At 34.1% G+C, this 22,969-nt stretch carries 20 protein-coding genes and 1 tRNA gene; 18 read left to right on the top strand and 3 right to left on the bottom strand.

The genetic code is table 11. The annotated features are described in order from the left end of the window. Positions 1–173 precede the first annotated feature (173 nt). The 8 genes from GYM76_RS08610 (at position 174) to GYM76_RS08575 (ending at position 6,432) form a co-directional block, all read left to right on the top strand. On the top strand, positions 174–1,676 hold the full coding sequence (locus GYM76_RS08610; RefSeq protein ID WP_220225215.1) for an NADH-quinone oxidoreductase subunit N: 1,503 nt from the start codon (positions 174–176) through the stop codon (positions 1,674–1,676). A 123-nt stretch (positions 1,677–1,799) separates the two neighbouring features. After that, positions 1,800–2,129, top strand: a complete 330-nt coding sequence (yajC, locus tag GYM76_RS08605; RefSeq protein ID WP_220225214.1) for a preprotein translocase subunit YajC — start codon at positions 1,800–1,802, stop codon at positions 2,127–2,129. A 45-nt stretch (positions 2,130–2,174) separates the two neighbouring features. Next, positions 2,175–4,031, top strand: a complete 1,857-nt coding sequence (gene secD, locus GYM76_RS08600) for a protein translocase subunit SecD (protein WP_255561346.1) — start codon at positions 2,175–2,177, stop codon at positions 4,029–4,031. 12 nt (positions 4,032–4,043) lie between these two features. Continuing rightward, positions 4,044–5,042, top strand: coding sequence for a protein translocase subunit SecF (gene secF, locus GYM76_RS08595; RefSeq protein WP_370632629.1), 999 nt, complete (start codon positions 4,044–4,046; stop codon positions 5,040–5,042). A gap of 121 nt (positions 5,043–5,163) precedes the next feature. After that, positions 5,164–5,239, top strand: a tRNA-Ala gene (locus GYM76_RS08590). Positions 5,240–5,323: 84 nt separating this feature from the next. Continuing rightward, complete coding sequence (locus GYM76_RS08585; RefSeq protein WP_065562418.1) at positions 5,324–5,641, top strand: chorismate mutase; 318 nt, start codon at positions 5,324–5,326, stop codon at positions 5,639–5,641. A 1-nt stretch (position 5,642) separates the two neighbouring features. Beyond that, on the top strand, positions 5,643–6,158 hold the full coding sequence (locus GYM76_RS08580; RefSeq protein ID WP_220225208.1) for a ClbS/DfsB family four-helix bundle protein: 516 nt from the start codon (positions 5,643–5,645) through the stop codon (positions 6,156–6,158). Positions 6,159–6,195: 37 nt separating this feature from the next. Further along, positions 6,196–6,432 carry a hypothetical protein gene (locus GYM76_RS08575; RefSeq protein WP_220225207.1) on the top strand — a complete coding sequence of 79 codons (237 nt, stop codon included), beginning with the start codon at positions 6,196–6,198 and terminating at the stop codon, positions 6,430–6,432. 276 nt (positions 6,433–6,708) lie between these two features. Here GYM76_RS08575 and cas3 read toward each other — a convergent pair whose 3' ends face one another. After that, positions 6,709–9,414 carry a CRISPR-associated helicase Cas3' gene (gene cas3 / locus GYM76_RS08570; RefSeq protein ID WP_220225206.1) on the bottom strand — a complete coding sequence of 902 codons (2,706 nt, stop codon included), beginning with the start codon at positions 9,412–9,414 and terminating at the stop codon, positions 6,709–6,711. 398 nt (positions 9,415–9,812) lie between these two features. Here cas3 and GYM76_RS08565 point away from each other — a divergent pair, with 398 nt between their 5' ends. From GYM76_RS08565 to GYM76_RS08545, 5 genes are all read left to right on the top strand, one after another. Further along, a complete protein-coding gene (locus tag GYM76_RS08565) occupies positions 9,813–11,759 on the top strand; it encodes an extracellular solute-binding protein (protein WP_220225205.1) in 1,947 nt (648 codons plus the stop codon). Position 11,760: 1 nt separating this feature from the next. Beyond that, a complete protein-coding gene (locus GYM76_RS08560) occupies positions 11,761–12,849 on the top strand; it encodes a microcin C ABC transporter permease YejB (protein WP_220225204.1) in 1,089 nt (362 codons plus the stop codon). Beyond that, entirely contained in the window at positions 12,849–13,880 is a 1,032-nt protein-coding gene (locus GYM76_RS08555) for an ABC transporter permease (protein ID WP_220225203.1), read from the top strand. Before GYM76_RS08560 ends, GYM76_RS08555 begins: the two co-directional genes overlap by 1 nt. Then, positions 13,877–15,622 carry a microcin C ABC transporter ATP-binding protein YejF gene (gene yejF / locus GYM76_RS08550; RefSeq protein WP_220225202.1) on the top strand — a complete coding sequence of 582 codons (1,746 nt, stop codon included), beginning with the start codon at positions 13,877–13,879 and terminating at the stop codon, positions 15,620–15,622. Before GYM76_RS08555 ends, yejF begins: the two co-directional genes overlap by 4 nt. A 69-nt stretch (positions 15,623–15,691) precedes the next feature. After that, positions 15,692–16,552 (top strand): hypothetical protein, encoded by an 861-nt coding sequence (locus GYM76_RS08545; protein WP_220225201.1) that lies wholly within the window; start codon positions 15,692–15,694, stop codon positions 16,550–16,552. Positions 16,553–16,615: 63 nt separating this feature from the next. On the opposite strand, the gene frdD is transcribed toward GYM76_RS08545, so the two are convergent. Both frdD and GYM76_RS08535 read right to left on the bottom strand, forming a co-directional pair. Beyond that, positions 16,616–16,972 (bottom strand): fumarate reductase subunit FrdD, encoded by a 357-nt coding sequence (gene frdD / locus GYM76_RS08540; RefSeq protein WP_220225200.1) that lies wholly within the window; start codon positions 16,970–16,972, stop codon positions 16,616–16,618. 14 nt (positions 16,973–16,986) lie between these two features. Continuing rightward, positions 16,987–17,328 carry a hypothetical protein gene (locus GYM76_RS08535; protein ID WP_255561414.1) on the bottom strand — a complete coding sequence of 114 codons (342 nt, stop codon included), beginning with the start codon at positions 17,326–17,328 and terminating at the stop codon, positions 16,987–16,989. Between the two features lie 946 nt (positions 17,329–18,274). On the opposite strand from GYM76_RS08535, the gene casA reads away from it, so the two are divergent. From casA to cas6e, 5 genes are read left to right on the top strand one after another with little or no spacing between them, the layout of a single operon-like run. Further along, positions 18,275–19,825, top strand: coding sequence for a type I-E CRISPR-associated protein Cse1/CasA (casA, locus tag GYM76_RS08530; protein WP_220225198.1), 1,551 nt, complete (start codon positions 18,275–18,277; stop codon positions 19,823–19,825). 25 nt (positions 19,826–19,850) lie between these two features. After that, entirely contained in the window at positions 19,851–20,471 is a 621-nt protein-coding gene (casB, locus tag GYM76_RS08525) for a type I-E CRISPR-associated protein Cse2/CasB (protein WP_220225197.1), read from the top strand. Between the two features lie 5 nt (positions 20,472–20,476). Then, positions 20,477–21,541, top strand: a complete 1,065-nt coding sequence (gene cas7e, locus GYM76_RS08520) for a type I-E CRISPR-associated protein Cas7/Cse4/CasC (RefSeq protein WP_220225196.1) — start codon at positions 20,477–20,479, stop codon at positions 21,539–21,541. Between the two features lie 12 nt (positions 21,542–21,553). Continuing rightward, positions 21,554–22,297 carry a type I-E CRISPR-associated protein Cas5/CasD gene (gene cas5e, locus GYM76_RS08515; protein WP_220225195.1) on the top strand — a complete coding sequence of 248 codons (744 nt, stop codon included), beginning with the start codon at positions 21,554–21,556 and terminating at the stop codon, positions 22,295–22,297. Further along, complete coding sequence (gene cas6e, locus GYM76_RS08510; RefSeq protein ID WP_220225194.1) at positions 22,298–22,969, top strand: type I-E CRISPR-associated protein Cas6/Cse3/CasE; 672 nt, start codon at positions 22,298–22,300, stop codon at positions 22,967–22,969.

The raw sequence follows: 22,969 nt of genomic DNA, 5'->3' as shown, positions 1-22,969 counted from the left end.
TGAGCTTTGCCATAATTGTTTTGCTCATAGCGCTTTTTGTTTTTAAAGTAAGAACTAAAAAATGCGCTATTTTAGCTATATCAGGGTTGATATGCGCTTTAATTTGTTCATCAATTCTAGGCTTTAAAATTTCTCATAACACACCCGCAATAACTGATATTAGTAGTGACAATATGCAAATATCTGTACCTACTTCACAAGGTTCAACTGATACTGATTTATCAAGTGAGCAAACTATAGCCGTTGATGAAGTTCCAACGGAAACATCATCCCCTCAAAATGACCAGAACTCTGAACCTATGGTTCAACAAGATTTTGTAGGCCCACCTCAGAATGTTATTGATACTACACAAACTGATGATAATACTGATAATAAATGGCGTGCTCATCAAGTTACAGCGTTATTTACCTGTGATGGCTATGGATTACTTTATACCAGTTTGATTTTGATTATTTCTATTGTAGTTGCTTCACTCGCTTATCAATGGTTTGTACAAGAACTGGTCGTACATGGTTTATTCTATGTAATTTTATTACTTATGGCATTAGGCGGCGTAACTTTAGTTTATGCAAGTCATTTAATGTCATTCTTCCTAGGCTTAGAATTACTTTCGATACCATTTATTGGATTGATCGGTTATCAATATATACAAACACATGCGTTAGAAGCTGCGATCAAATATATGATCCTATCTGCAATAGCTAGTTCATTTTTGTTAATGGGAATAGCCTTCTACTATGCAACAACTGGAGAGCTTACATTTAGTGGTTTAAGTTACCAGCTTTCAACCATGAATTATCAAAGTACATTATTATTAATTGGCATTTGTTTAATATTAGTGGGAATTGGTTTTAAGCTTTCACTGGTACCTTTTCAACTTTGGTTGCCTGACGTTTATCAAGGTGCGCCGACTGTAGTAGCATTATTATTATCAACAGTAGGAAAAGTGGCGGTATTTTGTGCTATTGCCAGATTATTTTTACTTGCGCCAATTGTTAATAATGAAACAATTCGTATTATTTTGGTGATTATGGCTTTTTGTTCAATACTATGGGGTAATTTATCTGCTTTAATGCAAAGTAGCTTAAAGCGTTTATTAGCTTATTCATCCGTAGCTCACTTTGGTTATTTATTACTTGCTTTAATTGCGGTGCAATATCAAGTATTGGCCTTAGAAACCATTGGTGTATATTTGATTGGTTACATTCTTGCCAATATCTGTATTTTGGGCGTGATCAGTTTAGAATCACATTCCAACGAGTTACAGGATCATGAAAACGAAGTCGATCTTTCAGGATTATTCTGGCGTCGTCCTGTTTTAGCATTAGCAATGGGTATAGGTTTACTCTCTTTAGCCGGTGCTCCACTAACAGCTGGTTTTGTTGGGCGTTTCCTTCTAATATTGTTGGGTGTAACGGCTGAATTATGGTGGTTAATTGCGGCAGTGGTTATTGGTAGCACACTAGGACTTTATTTTTATGCAAGACTTATTCTCAACCTTTATATCAAACCATCCAATGATGAACAGCTGAATTCGAACATCAAATTAAAATGGCAGGATATAAAAATGAGCGAATTGCTAATTGTTCTTGCAGCAGTTTTAACGATTGTATGTGGTGTCTATCCAAAATGGTTAGTTAACTTAGTTAGTATGGCTCAATATTTAACGACTTAATTATTTTTGTTACTTTATTGAGATTGATTAAAAAGACATTGACAAGAAATAGTTAATTATCGACATATTTATTGTGTTATAATTCTGAACTTTAATATTTTTGTAAAAATTAAGAGGACCGATATGGACTTTTTTATTTCTAATGCATATGCAGCCGATGGCGCTCAGCCTGGTGGTGATTATTTTATGCTAATTATGTTAGTGGTATTCGGGTTATTTTTCTATTTTATGATTATGCGCCCACAACAAAAACGCGCTAAAGCGCATCGTGAGTTAATGGCATCAATTTCTAAAGGTGATGAAGTATTAACTAATGGTGGACTTATTGGTCGAGTTTCAAAAGTTAACGACAATGGCTATATTGCGTTAGAGTTAAATGATACAACAGAAGTTGTTATCAAACGTGACTTTATCACATCTGTTTTACCAAAAGGAACAATGAAATCATTATAATAAATTTCATTGTATTAATTATCTAATTCCACAAGAGAAAATGTCGTGCTAAATCGCTATCCTTTGTGGAAGTACATTATGTTGGTCGTCGTAATTTGCGTCGGCCTGCTTTATGCGCTTCCAAATATTTATGGTGAAGATCCTGCTATACAAATTTCAGGTTCAAACGGTACCGAAATTAATGTTGCTATGCAAGATAAAGTTAAGCAACTTTTGGTGAAAAACAAGATTGAACCTAAATCACTCGTATATGAAAATAAATCTATTTTAATTCGATTAAGTGATAATGATACTCAGCTTAAAGCTAAAGAATTAATATCACAAGAATTAGGTGAAGATTATACTGTTGCGCTAAATCTAGCACCAGCAACACCATCGTGGTTAGCTGTGATTGGCGCCGAGCCAATGAAATTAGGCCTTGATTTGCGTGGCGGTGTTCATTTCTTAATGGAAGTAGATATGACTACTGCATTAAGTAAATTGACAGACCAGTCGATTGAAAATTTAAAAGCAGAGTTTAATAAAAACAATCTTGTATATAAAACAATCAGCAAAAATCCTAATCAACAAATAACAATGCAATTTGATAATGTTGAAGATCGAAATAAAGCTATTACTAAGATCAATGGATTACAAGATTATGAGTTAACTTCACAAGATGAAAACAGCATTGTCATTAGTGTTAGTCAACAGAGACTGCAACAAGCGAAAAATGATGCAGTTCAACAAAATACTACCATTTTACGTAATCGAGTTAATCAGTTAGGTGTGGCTGAACCAATTGTTCAACGCCAAGGCTCAGATCGTATTGTGGTTGAATTACCAGGTATCCAAGATACTGCATTGGCTAAACGCATTTTAGGCGCGACAGCTACCCTTGAATTTAGGCAAGTGAATGATGATAGCTCAATTGACTTAGCTGCAATTTTAAACGGCAATATGCGTGTTCCATATGGTTCTGAAATAAAATATATGGAAAACGGCCGACCAGTTTTACTTTATAAACGTGTAGTATTAACAGGTGATCATATTACCGATTCTTCATTTAGAATAAACGAATATAGCCAACCAGAGGTTTCTATCACTCTTGATAGTGCTGGTGGTAAAACCATGCTTGGTTTCACGCAAAAAAATCTGAAAAAAGCAATGGCAACACTTTTTGTCGAGTATAAAGATACTGGAAAACGTGATGAAAATGATAAACCTATTCTTGAAAAACAAGAGAGAGTCATCAATGTCGCAACTATCCAAGGTATTTTTAGTGACCGATTCCAAGTAACAGGCATAAGTAGTATTGATGAAGCTAAGAATTTATCATTATTACTTAGAGCCGGTGCGTTGATTGCTCCGATTCAAATAATTGAAGAACGAACAGTAGGTCCTTCAATGGGGCAAGAAAATATCACACAAGGCTTAGAATCTTGTGTTTGGGGATTATTAATTTCTGTCGTATTTATGTTGGTGGTTTATCGCTTATTTGGAGTATTTGCAAGTCTTGCACTGGTAGCGAACTTAATTTTGATTGTTGGTACCATGTCATTATTACCAGGTGCGACATTGAGTATGCCAGGTATTGCCGGTATAGTTTTAACCGTAGGTATGGCAGTCGATGCTAATGTGTTGATTAACGAGCGAATAAAAGAAGAACTAAGTAACGGACGAGGTGTTCAACACGCAATTAGCGAAGGTTATGCGGGTGCTTGGAGTAGTATTTTTGATGCCAACATCACCACACTGATTACTGCGGTTATTCTTTATGCGGTTGGTACTGGCTCAATTAAAGGCTTCGCTATTACATTAGGTATCGGTATTGTAACATCGATGTTTACCTCGATCGTAGGGACTCGAGCATTGGCCAATCTTATTTATGGTGGCCGTCGTGTTGATAAGTTATCAATTTAGAGGTTTATTGTGATTGTTGATAAAAAAGAAAATCATGATGTTAGAGATCTAAATCATGGCCGCAGAGTCCTCGACTTTTTAAAATTTGGTTTTATTGCTTTTGCCATCTCAATGATATTAGTTGTGGCGTCATTTGTAATAATTTTTGTTAAAGGATTTAATCTTGGACAAGATTTTACTGGTGGGACAACTGTTGAGTTAACCGTTACTAAAGCTATAAACCTTGATGACCTACGTAACAGTTTACGTGATGAGGGCTATCATGAACCAATCGTTCAATATTATGGTAGCAGTAAAGATATCATTATTCGACTACCAACTGCCAACCAAAGTGAAGGTAGTGTATCATCAACGATTGATAATGCATTAGGTATGAAAATTTCAAATTTAGTGCATAAAAATATTGATAGTAATGCTGAAATTAAACGAATTGAATTCGTTGGCCCAACAGTTGGTACTGAATTAGCTCAAGATGGAATATTAGCGATTTGTGCTGCTTTAATCTGTATTTTAATCTACATTGCGTTTCGATTTGAATGGCGATTTGGTACAGGTGCTGTTGTCGCATTAGCGCATGACGTTGTAATAACCGCAGGATATTTATCGTTATTTAATCGAGAGTTAGATTTGACTATTATCGCAGCGATGTTATCTATCATTGGTTATTCGCTTAATGATACCATCGTTGTATTTGACCGAATTCGTGAGAATTTTAGAAAAATTCGACGTGCGTCGCCATACGATGTGATCAACATCTCATTAACTCAAACATTACATCGAACCTTAATGACATCAGGTACAACCTTAGCTGTTGTTATTATTTTGTATATATTTGGCGGTTCAATGTTAAAAGGTTTTTCTGAAACATTAGGCGTAGGGATTGTGTTAGGCACGATATCATCAATCTATGTGGCTGCATATATGTCACTTAAGTTGGGTGTTAAACGTGAGCACTTTATGCCACCAAAAGTTGAAGTTGAAGGTGCAGATCAAAACGCAATTATTCGTTAACTACCTAAGCTCTGTCATAGTTTGACAGAGCATTATTAGACTGTTTTTTAAGCGAATAATACCAAACTATTTGACACCTTTTAACTAGTTGCATATTATTAGCCACAGTTTTACCTATTTAGGGGCCATAGCTCAGCTGGGAGAGCGCAACGCTGGCAGCGTTGAGGTCAGGGGTTCGATCCCCCTTGGCTCCACCAATTCCCTATTTCTTAAATCAAATTCTTTCAGATACATATATCTAGTGCTAAGATAGCTAAACTATTAACTATTGAGTACTCTATATGATTCAATACCATTCAAAAATATTAGCTAATGAATGTCGTGATATGAATGATATTCGAGCTGAAATCGACAGAATAGATCATTTGGTAATTCAATTATTAGCCGCTCGGTTCGAGTATGTTAAAGCTGCAAGTCAATTCAAAAAAAATGTCACTGATGTGCAGGCTCAAGCTCGTTTTAACAGTATGTTAGAGCAACGTATGCTTTGGGCTAATGAGTTGGGACTTGATGGTGAAGTGATTAAACAATTGTATGCTAACTTAGTTAAATATTTTATCAATGAAGAAATGAAACATTTTAATAAGGCAAATAAATAAGATGAATTATGAAAACAAACAGCATCTATTGGATGAGATAAATAAAACTGCTAAGCTATTTATTGATGAATTCAGCGAATTATCCGAACTAGATAAAGATAAGTTAATAGATGGAGTAGATCGAACTCCAAGTCAAATGATTGCTTATCAGTTAGGATGGTTGGATCTTGTTAAGTCTTGGGATGATCTTGAACTTGCTGGACAAACCCCAACATTACCAGCAGAAGGCTACAAATGGAATCAGTTAGGCACATTATATCAACACTTTTATAAGATTTATCAGGATTATTCATTACAAGAACTGATTAAATTATTTAATGAGAAACTTGTTATCTGGAATAATTGGATTAACTCATTAGATGATAGTACACTTTTTATAAAAGACACGCGTAATTGGACTAAACCTTTTCCTTCAGCATGGACTGTTGCACGATTTATCCACATTAATTCTGTTGCACCATTTAAATCCTTTAGAGCTAAAATTAGAAAATGGAAAAAATTAAATTCAAATCAGTAAAATCATAGCATTTATTTCCAAAAAGATAAGGAACTGTATGGCTTTTTCAGAACAAGAAAAGAAACACCTTTTAGAACTAAAATACGTTGGCGATAAAATCATAGAAAGATTACAACAGATGGGATTCGATTCATTTGAAAAGTTGCGTAATACTTCTTTAGATGAAATACTGAATAAAGGTGCCTTATTAACCGGATCATCATGTTGGAAAAACAGCCATCAGGCAAAAACCGCAATCCAAAATATTTTGGCTTTGGTCAATCAATGTGTTTAATTTGCGGTCACTAATATGTGGCTATTTTATTTATCCCTATGTATATAGGGCCCCCCCTTCGGTCAGACTGCGACTTGCGGTTTACACGGTTTATCCCTATGTATATAGAGAACACTAAAGACAGTCTTTAATTTCCAGCCCCATTGCGGTTCATCTCTATGTATAAAGAAATAAGTTAATTTTATAACAAATTGATTTAAATTTTTAATTTTTGATAAATTTTATTCAATACATTCCAATTTAAAAGTGTTTACTTTTAAATTAAATCAAACTAATTCAATTCAAATAAAAACCCAATTCTTTAGAATAAAAAGAAGATTCTTTTTCTGTATCAATTAAAACAATAATAGCGTTCGGTCTATGTATTTGTTGTCGGAGTTTTTCTAAACTTGTTTGATCAAGTTGAGGGATCTGATTTTTGATTTTTTCCCATTTGGCACGTCTTAGCGAAATTCGACTTTGCTCCCAGGCATATTCGGCATTACCACAGTAAGGAATAATTTTTCCATTTTGTTGATAAGCTAAATAGATATCAACGCTATCTTCTGATAAACGAGTCGCTACTTCGACTTCGTTATCCCATCCATTTGTTGAATCACGCTTATAACCTGCATTCAAATTTAATACGCTTTGATTGGCGATTGATGATTTACTTAAATTAGCTCCTTGAGCACCATAATAACCTTTTTGTAATCCTGCTGGTGGTTCAAGATCTTGTTCATAAACGGATTCAATTAATTGCCTTGCATCATCCGGCATTTTAATGCAACCTTGCTCGGATAGTATTTTTTGGGTATACCATAAATGAGCCGGATTAGCGTAAACATAACTGGTATTTCGAAAGGCTGGTTCGTCAAGCCAATTCTCGTTAGGTTCAGCTTGCCAATCTGGGGCAAGCACGGTTAGGGAAGGGGGATGGCGTTCATCTAACGATTGATTTTTTTCATCATATGGCTTGATATTACCCTGTTTATCGCGAACATGTCGCTGTAAACGTCCAGCTCGTTGTATCAATAAATCTATCGGGGCAATATCGCTGATCATTTCGTCAAAATCAAGATCCAAGGATTGTTCGATCACTTGTGTTGCTATAATGACTTTTCCTGCACGGATTTGATGATTGGATGTTTTTCCTGCCCATTGTAATGTTTTTTCTTCAATGTCCAAACGGTCACAATAGGCAAAACGGCTATGAAAAAGTAGGATTTGTGTATGATCCAGTTGTAAGTTGAGTTGAATTTGTTGATATAGACTAATTGCATCTTGTACACTGTTTTTGATCCAACAAATAATTTTACCTTGTTGTATAGCTTTGCTGATTTTGTCTATACCTGCTTCAATATTGTTAATCCATTCGATATTTACTTGGCGTTTCACTTCTGGTCGGGTTTCAATCGCTTGTTCAACTAAGCCGTTATGATTAAGCTGTGTCATGAGTGGAAAAGGTAATGACTGTTCTAATTCTAAAGCTTGTTTATTGCCATTTAAGCCTTTATAAAAGGCATTGAGCAGTTTCTGACGCAGAAAAAAAGGTAATGTTGCTGTCAAAATAATAGCACTGCCACCTTGTAACGCATGGTAATATAATAAGTTTTCGAGTAATTTTACCATGTAACTGTCATAAGCATGAACTTCGTCTAATATCAGTAATTTATGTCGTAATCCTAATAAACGTAACGATTGATGTTTGAAAGGCATAATTGCCATTAACGCTTGATCTAACGTGCCAACTCCAACTTCAGCTAATAACGATTTTTTTCGAGTATCAACAAACCATTCATTACATTCTCCACTCACTGATTGTTCACCCTTGGGATATTTTTGCTGGCTAATATCATCCTGATTTAAAATTGATTGAGTAAAATGCGGATTCATATAGCTAGAGCCATGAGCCAGTACCAGCGAAGGATGGCTATCAGCTTGATATAATTGTTCGTATACTTGAGCGGTACGCTGATAAATAGCATTAGCTGTTGCTTGCGTTGGTAAGCCGATATAGATACCCTGTGCTTTTTTAGCTGTCATAAGCCGATGTGCTAAAATCATTGACGCTTCCGTTTTACCTGCCCCCGTCACATCCTCCATAATAAAAAGCTCTGCTCCATTATCAGAAAGTTGGCAGGTTAATGCTTGTTGCTGTAGTGGTGTTGGTTTTTCAATGAAAGGAAACAAATTTTTAATATCACTAAAAGGAGTGATTGGCGAGGCTATCGGTAAAGTAGCAATGGCTTTTTCTGCATTAACAATTGCATGATTGAGCCAATATTTTTCAAGCGGCATGGGCTCTGAGCAAAACGGAAAAAATTGTTTATTCGATCCAAGCCAATCACTGATAACAGTTAACCCCGCAATTAGCCAACTGATTTGTTTTAATTTTTTATGACTGTTCTTATCGAAAAAATGACAAGCATAGTGTACTAGATTGTTATCGACAATAAACAATTTATTCAGTGCGATAATATAGTCCAAGGCAGCTTGTTTATCTTGTTCATTAAATGATAAATTACCATAAGCTTCTCGTTCTGGTGGCTTGCCATGATGTCCCGTCATAATAAGCAGCCATGTGTCAAATAATTCATCAAAATCTTCACTATTTTGTTCAAGCTTAATGTTTGGTTGGTGTTTAAGTGAGTTACTCCATAACCAAAAACCAAGCGAATCATGTCTGGAACTATAGCTTTTAGATGGATCGACGCTGACAAGCTGCGGATGATTGTGTTTAAATAAAGCTTGGAATCCATTCGCAAATTTACCAATATCATGCCAAGCTAAAAAATAAGCAAACCAAAGAGCCGCTTTTTCTATTTCGTTGGGAGAAAAACCAATCTGCTCAAATAATTCAGTAGAATTAAAATAATTATTTTTGACAATATGGTATCCACAAGCGGCGACATCTAAATTGTGGTAAGGTAAAAGATGATAATCACTTGATTGTTCTACTGGTTGGCACTTTCCCCAATATTGATAAAATAATTCGCACATTAAAAAGGATATCCCTATATTTATCAGCCAATTGTTTGAAATGTGAAGCTGAGTATCACCATTAATATTAGAATAATAAAAGAATATTGGCTAAATTGCTAAATTTTTATACTCAAAAACCCCGTTCCTCAACTTTTTTTAATTGGCTATCACATTTGCCTACTAAAAATATTCGGTTAACGATAAGAGGATATATCTTAAACAAATATCGATAAATATTAATGGGGTAATTAAGATTAGCTATTAAGTTTATTAATTAGGTTTTGCTCATTTGATTGAAGTTTGGCAAAATAGCTAACTTACTATGTATTATTTTAAGTACTTTAGATAATTTAAAATTTTAATTAAAGTAAAATCTCATATTGATAGGTTGAAGATAAAACAGGAACTAAATTAGGATGATTAGTCAAAGAAAAAAAATTATTAAGAGGTTATTCATCTCAAGCTGTTTGAGTGGATTATTCCTTTGTTCAATGACTGCTTATGCCGAAGACTCAAATCTCACGTTGCAAACCGAGAGGGTAGAAGAGGTTAATTCCTCAACTGAGACTATAGAATCAATTGATAATGTTGAGCCTTCTCAACCTAATGAACATATTTATCACAAAACTATATTTTCATTGTTAGGTGAACCTAAATACCCTGAAAATTTTGAACATTTTAACTATGTCAATCCCAATGCTCCTAAAGGTGGAATTATTAAATTGTATGAAATAGGTACTTTTGATAATTTTAATCGTTTCGCAAGTCGTGGCGCACCTGAACATTATTCAGGCTCCTTATATGATTCTCTATTTACCACAACAGCTGATGATATTTCGAGTTTTTATCCACTAATTGCCACCTCAATCACTTATTCAGATAGTTATCGCTGGGCAGAGGTAGAAATTAATGCTAATGCGCTTTTTCAAGATGGTAAGCCAATAACCGCACATGATGTGGAATTTACTTTTCAAAAATTTATGACTGAAGGTGTTTCGCAATATCGGGTTTACAACAAAGGGATAAATGTTAAAGCCATAGACGATTATCGCGTTCGTGTCGACTTACCTGAAGCCGACCGTGAAAAATTACTATCCTTTGTTGGTAATATGCATGTTATTCCTGAACATTATTGGAAAGATCGTAATTTTTCCGAGCCAGTAAGTACTCCTCCGATTGGTAGCGGACCTTATTATATTAGTGATTATAAAATGGGACAGTATGTCGTTTATAAGCGAAATCCTGATTATTGGGCAAAAGATTTACCAGTTAATAGAGGTCTAAATAATTTTGATGAAAAACGTATCGATTATTATATGGATACCAGTATTGCTTTAGAGGCTTTTAAAGCTGGGGAGTATGATTTTCGAGGTGAAGGGCAACCGAAAAATTGGTTTACTCAATATCAAGGAAAATACTTTGATTCAAAGGATATCATTAAAAAAGAAAAAATCGTTGAAACAGCAGTAGATACTAAATGGTTAGCGTTTAATTTGCAGAAAGATTTTTTTAAAGATATAAAAGTTCGAAAAGCGATTACCTTAGCTTTTGATTTTGAATGGTTAAATCATGCATTTTATTATGATAGTTATAAAAGACCATCTAGCTTTTTTGAAAATACTATTTATGCCGCCAAAGGTAAACCGAGTGAACTTGAGCTTAAATGGTTAACTCCTTATAAAAATATTATTCCTGAACAAGCGTTTGATGAAGCTTTTACTATTCCTAAAAGTGATGGGCAAGGTTTTAATCGCAATAACTTATTAACAGCTGCTAAATTATTGGAAGAAGCAGGTTGGATCATTAAAGACGGTAAATTAATTAATCCTAAAACCCAACAACCTTTTGAATTTGAGTTGTTAACTTATCTTGGTGATGACATCAAATATGCCATTCCTTTCCAGCAAAATTTAGCTCGTTTAGGTATTAAAATGAATATAATCTCACTTGATTACGCGCAGATCAATCGCAGAATGCGTGAACGTGATTATGATATGATGCCACGTAATTATAGTTCGATAGATTATCCATCTTCAAGTTTAATGATTTTTTGGGGAACCGAATATTTAAACTCTACATATAATGGCTCAGGCTTACATAATCAGGCAATTGATTCAATTATTAATGAAATAATTAAAAATGTTGGAAACCAGGAGGAATTAGTTCCACTTGGACGAGCACTAGATCGAATTTTGACGCAAGAATATCCGATGATTCCAATGTGGTATAACAGTAAAACTTTTTATGCATATTGGAATAAATTTGGCCAGCCAACCCAACAACCAACTTATGCAATAGGAATTGATAGCTGGTGGTATGATGAAGATAAAGCAGCTAGCTTATCAAAGAATAGAGAACACTAATATGCTGAATTATTTTATCCGTCGATTATTGCTAATTATTCCAACATTACTAATCATTTTGACGATCAACTTTTTTATCGTACAAATTGCACCCGGCGGTCCTGTAGATCAAGCATTGTCTATGATTGAAAATGGACCAGAAGCAGGACAAACCTTGTTACCAGGCAGTGAAACTAGCCCAACAATATTAAAAGAAGAAAAAAAACAATCAAATTATCAGGGCGGGCGAGGTCTTGATCCTGAAATTGTGGCAATGATTGAAAAGCAATATGGTTTTGATCAACCGATCTGGGAACGCTACATTAATACATTGAAACAATTTATTCAGTTTGATTTTGGTAACAGCTTTTTCAAAAGTGAATCAGTGCTAAGTTTAATTGCAAAAAGTTTACCTGTTTCTATTTCATTGGGGTTATGGAGTACATTAATCATTTATTTAATCTCAATTCCATTAGGGATTCGTAAAGCAGTTAAAGATGGTTCAATATTTGATTTTTGGACAAGTACTTTAATCATTATTGGTTATGCAATACCCGCTTTTTTATTAGCCGTGTTGCTAATAGTCCTTTTCGCTGGGGGGAGTTATTGGGATATTTTCCCGCTTCGAGGATTAATCTCAAATAATTTTGAACAATTAGATTTTTGGGGCAAAGTCAAAGATTATTGTTGGCATATTTGCTTACCAACTATTGCTATGGTGGTTAGTGGTTTTGCAACATTAACTATGCTAACTAAGAACTCATTCTTAGATGAAATTCGCAAACAATATGTTGTGACTGCTAGAGCTAAAGGTTTGAGTGAAAGGCAAATTATGTATAAACATGTTTTCCGCAATGCAACCTTACTTATCGTATCGGGTTTTCCAACCTCATTTGTCGGAATTTTATTTACTAGCTCTGTACTTATTGAAGCGATATTTTCACTTAAAGGATTAGGTTTATTAGGGTATGAGGCAATTATTCAACGAGATTATCCTGTTATTTTTGGCTCATTATATATATTTACATTAATTGGCCTACTCACTAAACTTTTATCAGATTTAACTTATATGTTAATTGATCCACGTATTGACTTTGAGGCTCGCAACTGATGACTATGCATTATTCAATTAATCAGCTACGTTGGCAACGATTTAAACGCAATCGACGTGGGTATTATTCGTTATGGCTATTTTTAATATTATTTATAATAAGTCTATTTTCTGATTTTATATTTAATGATCGCCCCATATTCATAAAGTATCAAAATAACTATTATTCGCCAATATTTCATTTTTATCCGGAAACAGAGTTTGGTGGGCAGTTTCAAACGCAAACTAATTATTTAGATCCCGCAGTACAAAATAAGATTGAATCAGATGGTTGGATATTTTGGCCTCCATTTCGATATACCTATAATACTGTAATTCATGATACAGCTAGCACATTTCCAACACCACCATCTAAAACGCATTTGCTTGGCACAACTGATGCTGGATTTGATGTATTAGCCAATATTTTATACGGATTTAGAATATCGATGTTTTTTGCGGTATTTTTAACTTTCTTCACTTCCATTATTGGTGTACTAATCGGTGCAATCCAAGGTTATTATGGCGGAAAAGTCGACCTATTGGGACAACGATTCATTGAAATTTGGAGTGGATTACCAGAATTATTTGTAATTATTCTACTTGCAAGTATCTTACCACTCAATTTTTGGTGGTTATTAGCTATTACAGTATTATTTGGATGGATGGCTTTAGTTGGTATTGTGCGAGCCGAGTTTTTACGTACTCGTAACTTTGATTATATTCGAGCTGCCAAAGTAATGGGAGTGAGTGATAGTAAAATTATGTTTCGACATATGTTGCCCAACGCGATGGTTGCGACATTAACATATTTACCATTTATTCTTTGTGGTTCAATTTCAACTTTAACTGCATTGGATTTTTTAGGTTTTGGTTTGCCCATTGATTCACCATCCTTAGGTCGATTACTTCTACAAGGTAAAAACAATTTACAAGCACCTTGGCTCGGTATTAGTTCTTTTTTAGTTATTTCTATATTATTGTCACTTTTAATTTTTATTGGTGAAGGAATTAGAGATGCATTTGATCCAAACAAAGGAGTATATAAATGAGTTCTCCTTTATTATCGATTGTTGATTTAAGTATTGCTTTTAAAACTGGTCAAGACTTGCAAAGTCAAATTGTCGAAAATATTAGCTTTGATATCGGCGAACAAGAAACGGTTGCATTAGTTGGTGAATCTGGTTCTGGTAAAAGTGTGACTGCACTATCGATCTTAAAATTGTTACCCAAAGAGCAGGTGATCTATCCATCTGGCGATATTATTTTTGAGGATAAATCGTTATTACATGCGCCTGAAAAAGAGTTACGTAAAATTCGTGGTAATGAAATAAGTATGATATTCCAAGAACCAATGGTATCACTTAATCCATTACATACAGTGGAAAAACAACTTTACGAAGTACTATCATTACATCGTGGTATGCGACGTAATGTTGCTCGGGGGGAGATTTTACAATATTTAGATCGTGTTGGAATCAAAGAGCCTAAAACTAAACTTTCTGCTTATCCACATCAATTGTCTGGCGGTGAAAGACAACGGATCATGATTGCAATGGCAATTTTAACGCATCCTAAATTACTAATAGCCGATGAACCAACTACAGCCTTAGATATTTCAGTTCAAGCACAAATTATTGATTTACTCAAAGAACTTAAAAAAGAACTTAATATGAGTATGCTATTTATTTCACATAATTTGGGGATTGTTAAAAAACTGGCAGATAAAGTGGCAGTAATGCAAAATGGGCAAATTGTTGAATTCAATAATAAACAACGCATCTTCTTACGCCCTCAACAAGAATATACCCAAACATTATTAAATTCACAACCTAGTGGTGAACCCGTTCCTTTACCTGATACACCGGGTATATTGCTCAGTGTTAATCATCTGAATGTTGAAGTCATCGCACAAAAACGATTATTTAGTAGTAAAAAGAAGAAAATTGTTGATAACATTGGCTTCACGGTGCACCAAGGTGAAACTGTAGGTATAGTTGGCGAGTCAGGATCAGGTAAAAGTACTACTGCACTAGCTATTTTGCGTTTAATTCAATCACAAGGTGATATTTTATTCGATAGCCATCCTATACAGAATTTATCCGCTAAAAAATTATTACCATTTCGCAGCCGAATCCAAGTGGTATTTCAAGACCCATACTCTTCACTTAATCCGCGCTTAAACGTTGAACAAATTATTAGTGAAGGCTTAATTACTCATAAGAAATTGAGTAAAACAGAGCGTGAACAAGCCGTGATTGATATTATGCAAGAAGTTGGATTAGAGCCTGAAATGCGTTTTCGTTACCCTAATGAATTTTCTGGCGGACAACGACAACGAATTGCCATTGCTAGAGCTTTAATCTTACAACCAGAATTATTGATTTTAGATGAGCCAACTTCTTCATTAGATCATACTATTCAAAAGCAAATAATTAATTTGCTTAAATCATTGCAAGAAAAACACCACCTTAGTTATCTATTTATTAGTCATGATCTTGCCTTAGTTTATTCTTTCTGCCACCAAATTGTTGTGATGAAAGAGGGAAAAATTATTGAACAAGGCTCTCGTGAACAAATCTTCTATACGCCTGAAACTGACTATACGAAAGATTTGCTTTCATTTTTAGATAAACCACCTAGAAAAGCAACTAAAACCCTAATTCATGCTGATATTCTGGAAAAAACGCAGAAAGCTGAAACAGAAGAAAATATAGAAAAGGTTGAAAAGCATGATGGTGAAGAAGAAAAAAAGGTCAATTGGGAAGATGCATTGTTAATGCGCAAAAAATAAATTTATACGGCTTAGGTATAGGCCATAATTAAAAATTTAATTTAGTAAAAAAGATTAAACAGGTTAATTATGCAAAAACGAGTATTCCGATTTTTAACTGCTTCATGTTTATCATTTGTCTCAATAAATGTCATGGCATTAACGTGTTCTGATGATGTTGAGCAAAATAAAGTTGAGGCAAATAATTATATCTTCAAAATATTAGATTTTATTGATTCTAAAGCTAAAGGTATAAAACAAGAAGTTAGAACTTCAACAATCACATCAGATACAGGTGCGATCCGTTCAATTGCGAAACATAGTTTAAATTATGATTCCAATGGCTTAATTACTGAAAGTCATTACGACCTTTATTCTGATAAAAATGAAAAACTTTATTCTGAGCATTTACAAAAAACAGAATTTGGTTGGCAAAATGTTATTCAAGATATTGAAGATAAAACTAACAGTACGATTCAATTCAAAACAGATGAAAAGGGCCGTATTATTGCGTCGGAACAAATAAAGAAGGCTCCTGATTTTACATTTATTGAGAATGACAATTATCAGTTTGATAATAACAATTGTTTAGTTAATAAAAATGTTCAATGGCAGCTAAAAGAGTTGAATGCTAATGGAGATGTAGTCGGAGCTGTTCAAAAAGGTGCTTCGGTATATTCATTTACTTACCAAAACCATCAATTAGCAAAAGTGTCAGCGCAATATAGCAATAAAACCCAAAATGAAAGTAATTTTTCTTACCAATTTGATGAAATTAACCGATTAATGGCCATTCATTCAGCTTATTCAATGGTGGGTAAAGATACAACAAATTATATAACCGATTTCTTAACTTTTAATGAAAAAAATGATTGGCTTAGTGCAAGTCAGTCTAAACAAAATAGAAAAAACAAACAGACTAATATTGTTCGACAAATTACCTATTATTAATCAAATTTAAATGGCGTTATCAAAAGTAATCGATAGCGCCAATAAATTAATATCAAAGTAGCTTTAGGCTCTGACAAATAAAATATAAATTGCATGAGCAGTCCATGCGAATGCTAAACAGAAAGTTAGTAGCTTTTCTCGTTTTGGATGTATGTTGAAATGATGCAGCAAAGTTAGAATCTGTTGTAATCCACACCAAATTGGTAGCGAAATCATTAAGCATAAAAATAGTTTGCCTAATTCAGTGTTGGCTAATTTAAGAATTGATGAACGTGTTATTGCATCACCAAAAGGGATAATAAATGCAATGATACCCAATACCACGGGAGCAAAAATAGCTGCCCAAAGTCCACCTAAAGCAAATAGTCCTTTTGCCACTGTTGAATCAGAGCGTATTGGTTGATTTTCTTGTTTTTTCATTAATCAAACACCACTTATTTAATAATCAATAATAGTAAGTAATATGAAAGTAAAAGTGTTACACACCAAAAGCCAATAATAAGTAAATATACCTTACCCTTTTTATGCGAATCTTGCTTAAAAATAACTTTTGGTATTAATCTAAACCAATTAATTGAATGAAATAAAGCAAGTAATAAAGCAATAGAATTGATGACAACAACTAAAGGCTTTTGCAAGAAAAAGATAAAACGATAAAACTCGTCTTGCCCCATTGCGTTTGTGTACATACAAATAACCCCATACATCAATATTATACTTACCCAAATCATGGAAAAAGGGGTAATTTTACTAATGACCGAAAGAATCAAAAACATCTTTGATTTTACTAGTCCATTGTCAAGTTGATGAGGATTATCTATTAGATGTTTATGATTATTTAGTGGATATTTAGTGTTATTTTGGGGATTCATAACTCTCTCAATATTAAATTTATCTATCTACTATTAAATTTTTATCTTTTCTATATTGGCTTTTAGCTAGCAATTATATTAGCAAACCAACTTGATGTCGCTAATTTAATAAAAATTGAATAATAATGGATTTATTATTTTGAAGTTACTCATAATGTGCGAGATTTTAATTTTTAACATATATCTATGTAAAAAGTTAAATTAACAAATAATAAAAGCAGTTTAAATTAAATTTATCAAAAATTTGTGGTAAATCAAATTTTTATTATTGTAAAAATTGTAATATTGTGGGTGGATAAAGTTTAAATACTTTTAATATGAAAATCCCCACAATTGTGGGGAACAGGTTATAATTTTTATTTTCTGCTGGTTTAACCCTATTATCATAAGGAACAATACATATTATATCATAAAAAATCCTGAAATATTTATTATTATTTTCTGCCTTTAAATTTTTGTTGCAATGTTTTTTAACTGTGTTAAATTTATCATGGTTGGTTACACGTTAGCCAAAAAACGTTTAGCGTTTCATGTAACCCCCATGGATTAGAGCTCCTTGAGTATACATGTATTGCTAATATTTTCAATCATTAATTCCAAAAGGAAATAATAATGAATTTATTTAAATTTATTGTGGATAATATTTTTAAATTGCTAAATATCATTAAATTTAAAAAAATATCTTTGGTTTTTAAATTCAGCAAAAAAATAGATCAGAGTAAAAAAAGCAGTTATATATTCTGTTTTAAAATCAATAAATTATTTTTTATGTTTTGTTTTTTTATGATTTAAAAACGATAATCGGTGTCGTGTGGCGGCATCGATTTTAATTGAAATTAAGGAGAAAAATTTGTCTATCTTATCTTTATTAGACGAAAAATGGATACCCGTTGTTCATTTCGATGGTCATCTTAGTAAAATTCAACCTAGTCAATTGGTTGATGAAACAATTTCAGATTTAGCTTATTTTAGACCCGATTTTCAAGGTGCGGCTTACCAGTTTCTTATTGGTTTATTACAAACTACTCTATCGCCAGAAGATAATTCTGAATGGCGAGAATATTGGAATAATGGTTTTTCATCACAGCAACTAATCGAAGCGTTTGAACAAGTCAGATCCGCCATGCAATTTGGTGCTACTAAACCCTCTTTTATGCAAGACTTTGCAGCGTTAGATGGGAATAAAGTACCTATATCGGGTTTATTAGTTGAAGCCCCAGGCGAGAATGCATTAAAACGAAATACCGATCACTTTATTAAACGAGATTTCGTCAAGGCTATATGCCCACACTGTGCTGTTATGGCACTGTTTACGTTACAAACTAATGCCCCTTCGGGTGGTCAAGGACATCGGGTGAGCCTGCGTGGTGGAGGACCTATCACGACTTTAATCATGCCTCAACTGAATATACAGACTCCATTATGGAGAAAATTGTGGTTGAATGTAATTCCTTTAGATGAAGAAGAAAAACCACAGCAGTTTGATGCATTAGTCTTTCCTTGGTTAGCCCCAACGAAGACCAGTGAACCACCAAAAAATTTAAGTTTATTTCCTGAGCAAGCTAATTACTGCCAAGCTTTTTGGGGAATGCCTAGGCGAATTGAGTTAGATTTTCACCAAACTGAGCAGGGGCAATGTGACATTTGTGGTGAAGATTCAACACAACTAATTACCCAATATCAAACCAAAAATTATGGCATCCAATATCAACATTGGCAACATCCGCTAACGCCATATCGCACAGATAAAAAAACAGGCGAGCAACTTGCCATTAAAGGGCAACCAGGTGGATTAATTTATCGAGATTGGTTGGGTATGGTAAGCGCCAATGATGATACACAGTCGGCTAGAGTTGTTACAACTCATCTTGATCGAAACTTTAAAGATAAACAACACTATCATTTATGGTGTTTTGGTTACGATTTTGACAATATGAAAGCTCGTTGTTGGTATGAACACACATTTCCTGTCTACCGCGATTTGGCGGATCCTAACAGTGATTTAAAAGAGATAATTGCACAAGCTTTAGCTCTTAGCAAAGATACCTTACCGATTTTGCGTAAAGCGATGACGGCAATCAATAAGCAGTCAACGGCAATAGATATGGCCTTTTGGAAAGAGACAGAGCTGCCATTTTACCAATTTGTAAAACAACTAATATCACAAAAAGATAATCCTAGTGGTCGGCAACCATTATTAGCTGATTGGACTAAGACATTATTACATTATATTACCCAAATTTATGATAAAGCTGCTTTTGATGATCCTAATCAGCCGTTTAAATACATCAAGGATAATAAAACGAATCAAGAAGTCTGTATTCAGATTAATGCTAGAGAAAAGTTGCTTTCTGATTTTAATAAACTTACATATTTTAAGAAAATAAAAAATAGCAAATAACCTTGCTTGAAAAAGGGAGAACAAGATGTCGGAAAGTTTTATAAAAAAGTCGATTATACTTAAAGAAAACCACAAAAAAATTATTGATGATTGGTTTTCGATGCTGCAACAACGACTATGTGGATTTAATGGAGGTACTTATAACGGTCGGCAATTACGTGCAGAGCTGCGTCGTACAACGTTGCTTCATGAGATAATTCTACAAGAAGGTTATGTTATTTTAAAGGATACTCTATTTGATAAAAATAGTACTTTATCCAGTAATAATCCGATCCATCTGCAAGCATTAGCTTGTTTTACGTGGGTTGCCTCATTTGCCAGTGCCAATAATGGCAATGCGCCTTTTGCTACACAACTAAGTGAAAAAGTTAAAGGGGGTGAGCGTAACTTTCTATCCCGATTACGCTTTGAACAGCTTTTAGCTAGTGAAACGAATGAAGAGTTTTGTCGTCTTTTAATTCGTGCCGTAAAAATGCGTGGAGAAAATGGTGTGAATATTTCTTCTCTGGCTGATGGTATATTTTTACGGGTAGAAGAGTGGCATGAACGTCAACAAAATTTATCTTTTAATTCTGATCCATTTAAACGTCTTTCTGTTCGTTGGGCAATGGATTATAACTCAACTAAAAAAATATCTAAGGAATAATTAATATGAGCACATTTATTCAATTACATTTATTAACGGCTTATGCCCCTTCTAATTTGAATCGAGATGATCTTGGACGTCCAAAAACCGCTGTGATGGGTAACAGCGATCGTCTACGTATTTCATCTCAGAGTTTAAAAAGAGCATGGCGTACATCAGATTGTTTTTATCAATCTTTGAACGATCATATAGGTGTTCGTTCTCGTCGGTTTGCAAGAGATTGGATTTATGTACCGATGGTTGAACAGGGAGTTTCTGAAAAAATAGCCAAAGAAAGCGCTATTAAAATTGCAGGACAATTTGGCAAAGTTAAAAATGAAAAAGCACCAAAAGATCCGCTTGCTAACATAGATATTGAACAGTTAGTCCATATTAGTAACGATGAGCAACAAGCAATAGCCTCGTTGGTTAAGCTGTTAATTAGCGAAAAAAGGGTTCCAACAGATGACGAAGTTAAACTGTTACGTAAACAAAATAGTAGTGTTGATATAGCACTGTTTGGTCGAATGTTAGCGGATAGTCCTGTATTTAATGTTGATGCTGCATGTCAAGTTTCTCATGCTTTAGGGGTTAGTTCAGTCACAATCGAAGATGATTTTTTTACTGCTGTTGATGATTTAAACAATAAAGAGCAAGATGCTGGTTCAGCCCATTTAGGCGAACGTGGATTTGCCTCTGCGCTGTTTTATACTTATATCTGTATTAGCCGTGATTTACTCCTTGATAATTTAAATGGTAATGAAGCATTGGTTGAAAAGACACTAAAAGCATTAACTGAATCTGCTGCCAAAGTAGCACCATCAGGCATGCAGAATAGCTTTGCATCACGAGCTTATACCTCTTATTTATTAATAGAAAAAGGTACTCAACAACCACGTTCACTAGCTGTTGCTTATTTTAATCCAATCCGTAGTCAAGATATGGTGAATGATGCCATTACTCGATTAGAACAACAATTGGATAAGTTTGATCAAGTTTATGGTCAATGTGCCGATAATCGCTACAAACTTAATATTGAAACTGGAGAAGGAAAACTTGCAACTGCATTAGAGTTTGTTGCGCAAAAATAAGGAGCGGTCAAGATGAAAAAACACCTTATTTTTCAGATCTATGCACCGCTAACATCGTGGGGAGAACCAGCTGTTGGGGAAATTCGTCATAGTAATATTATTCCTTCCCGTTCAGCTTTATTGGGTTTTTTAGCTGCTGCACTAGGTATTCAGCGAGATGATGATCATATTGAAGTTTTCAATCAACATTATCATGTTGCAGTTCGCCCTTTTATTTCTAAGAGTAGTTGGTTTTCTGATTTTCATACCGTTCAGATGCCAAAAGCGAATAAAAAAGAAGTATTTTACACTCGTTTTGATGAAATACGTCGTAATCCTCAGGATCTTGAAACTTTACTTACTAGGCGTGAATATTACAATGACGTTTATTATCAAATTGTTATTACAGAAACGAATGGAGCTCCTTATTCTGTAAAACAGATACAGCAGGCATTATTAACGCCTGTATTTCCTCTCTATGTGGGCAGGAAAAACTCGCCATTGTCATTGCCATTAGCGCCGGTAGTTTATGATGGTGAACTTAGTGATGCTTTTATCTTCGCTAATGACCATTATCGTAAATATCACCAGTGTGATTCTATCCTTAAAGATTTAATTGATAGTGATGCTAACGAATATTACTGGGATCATCCTGATCAAGATGCGTATTTTGACGTGATTAAAATACAACTTCGACAAGATCAGCCCATTAACAGGAAGCGTTGGCAATTTATCAATCGCCATCAATATGCAGGACATTTAAAAAGGAGCGAATAGATGTTTTTTTCAAAAGTGGAGCTAAAACTTGAACGGCTTCCTTATGTGATGCAACAAAAAAGACTTCATGCAGGTGAGTATGCAATACATCAATGGTTATGGCAGCTGTTTCCTGATGAAAATAAACGTTCTTTTTTATTTCATGAAGATCTTAATGCTAAAAAAACTCAGTTTTATCTTTTATCTGAAGTTGCACCACTGGTTAATCATGAGTTATTTAAAGTTGACACAAAACTTTATGCGCCGCAATTAACAACAGGTATGAAGTTAAGTTTTTTATTACGTGCCAATCCTGTTGTAATGAAACAAGGGAAACGTTGTGATGTGATGATGAATGCTAAATATCTGGCTAAACAGAAGAGTTTATCATCTAATGAGATCAAAGCTCAGCAATATCAAGCGGCCATAGATTGGTTGATTAAGCAAAGTGAAAAACGTGGATTCTCATTACAACAAAATGAGCATTCGGCAGTTTGCTGTAATGTTATCAGTTACAACCAACATCTGCTTAATAAAAAGTCAGAACTTAAACCGATTAGTTATAGTAGTGTTGATTTTGAGGGAGTATTGACTGTTACTGATCCAAAACTATTTTTAGCTACACTTTATCAAGGTATTGGTAAAAGCAAAGGGTTTGGCTGTGGGCTATTTTTAATCAAACACTGTCAATAG

The sequence above is a fragment of the Gilliamella sp. ESL0443 genome, assembly GCF_019469165.1.
In the GTDB taxonomy this organism is placed as follows: domain Bacteria; phylum Pseudomonadota; class Gammaproteobacteria; order Enterobacterales; family Orbaceae; genus Gilliamella; species Gilliamella apicola_E.
The sequence above is the reverse complement of the archived record's forward strand: the minus strand, read 5'-3'. Positions and strand labels throughout refer to the sequence as shown.

Coding starts and splice junctions, on each gene's coding strand:
- GYM76_RS08610 (WP_220225215.1), top strand. CDS start 174: ATGCAAATATCTGTACCTACTTCACAAGGTTCAACTGATACTGATTTA.
- yajC (WP_220225214.1), top strand. CDS start 1,800: ATGGACTTTTTTATTTCTAATGCATATGCAGCCGATGGCGCTCAGCCT.
- GYM76_RS08585 (WP_065562418.1), top strand. CDS start 5,324: ATGATTCAATACCATTCAAAAATATTAGCTAATGAATGTCGTGATATG.
- GYM76_RS08580 (WP_220225208.1), top strand. CDS start 5,643: ATGAATTATGAAAACAAACAGCATCTATTGGATGAGATAAATAAAACT.
- GYM76_RS08575 (WP_220225207.1), top strand. CDS start 6,196: ATGGCTTTTTCAGAACAAGAAAAGAAACACCTTTTAGAACTAAAATAC.
- cas3 (WP_220225206.1), bottom strand. CDS start 9,414: ATGTGCGAATTATTTTATCAATATTGGGGAAAGTGCCAACCAGTAGAA.
- GYM76_RS08565 (WP_220225205.1), top strand. CDS start 9,813: ATGATTAGTCAAAGAAAAAAAATTATTAAGAGGTTATTCATCTCAAGC.
- GYM76_RS08560 (WP_220225204.1), top strand. CDS start 11,761: ATGCTGAATTATTTTATCCGTCGATTATTGCTAATTATTCCAACATTA.
- GYM76_RS08555 (WP_220225203.1), top strand. CDS start 12,849: ATGACTATGCATTATTCAATTAATCAGCTACGTTGGCAACGATTTAAA.
- yejF (WP_220225202.1), top strand. CDS start 13,877: ATGAGTTCTCCTTTATTATCGATTGTTGATTTAAGTATTGCTTTTAAA.
- GYM76_RS08545 (WP_220225201.1), top strand. CDS start 15,692: ATGCAAAAACGAGTATTCCGATTTTTAACTGCTTCATGTTTATCATTT.
- frdD (WP_220225200.1), bottom strand. CDS start 16,972: ATGAAAAAACAAGAAAATCAACCAATACGCTCTGATTCAACAGTGGCA.
- GYM76_RS08535 (WP_255561414.1), bottom strand. CDS start 17,328: ATGTTTTTGATTCTTTCGGTCATTAGTAAAATTACCCCTTTTTCCATG.
- casB (WP_220225197.1), top strand. CDS start 19,851: ATGTCGGAAAGTTTTATAAAAAAGTCGATTATACTTAAAGAAAACCAC.
- cas7e (WP_220225196.1), top strand. CDS start 20,477: ATGAGCACATTTATTCAATTACATTTATTAACGGCTTATGCCCCTTCT.
- cas5e (WP_220225195.1), top strand. CDS start 21,554: ATGAAAAAACACCTTATTTTTCAGATCTATGCACCGCTAACATCGTGG.
- cas6e (WP_220225194.1), top strand. CDS start 22,298: ATGTTTTTTTCAAAAGTGGAGCTAAAACTTGAACGGCTTCCTTATGTG.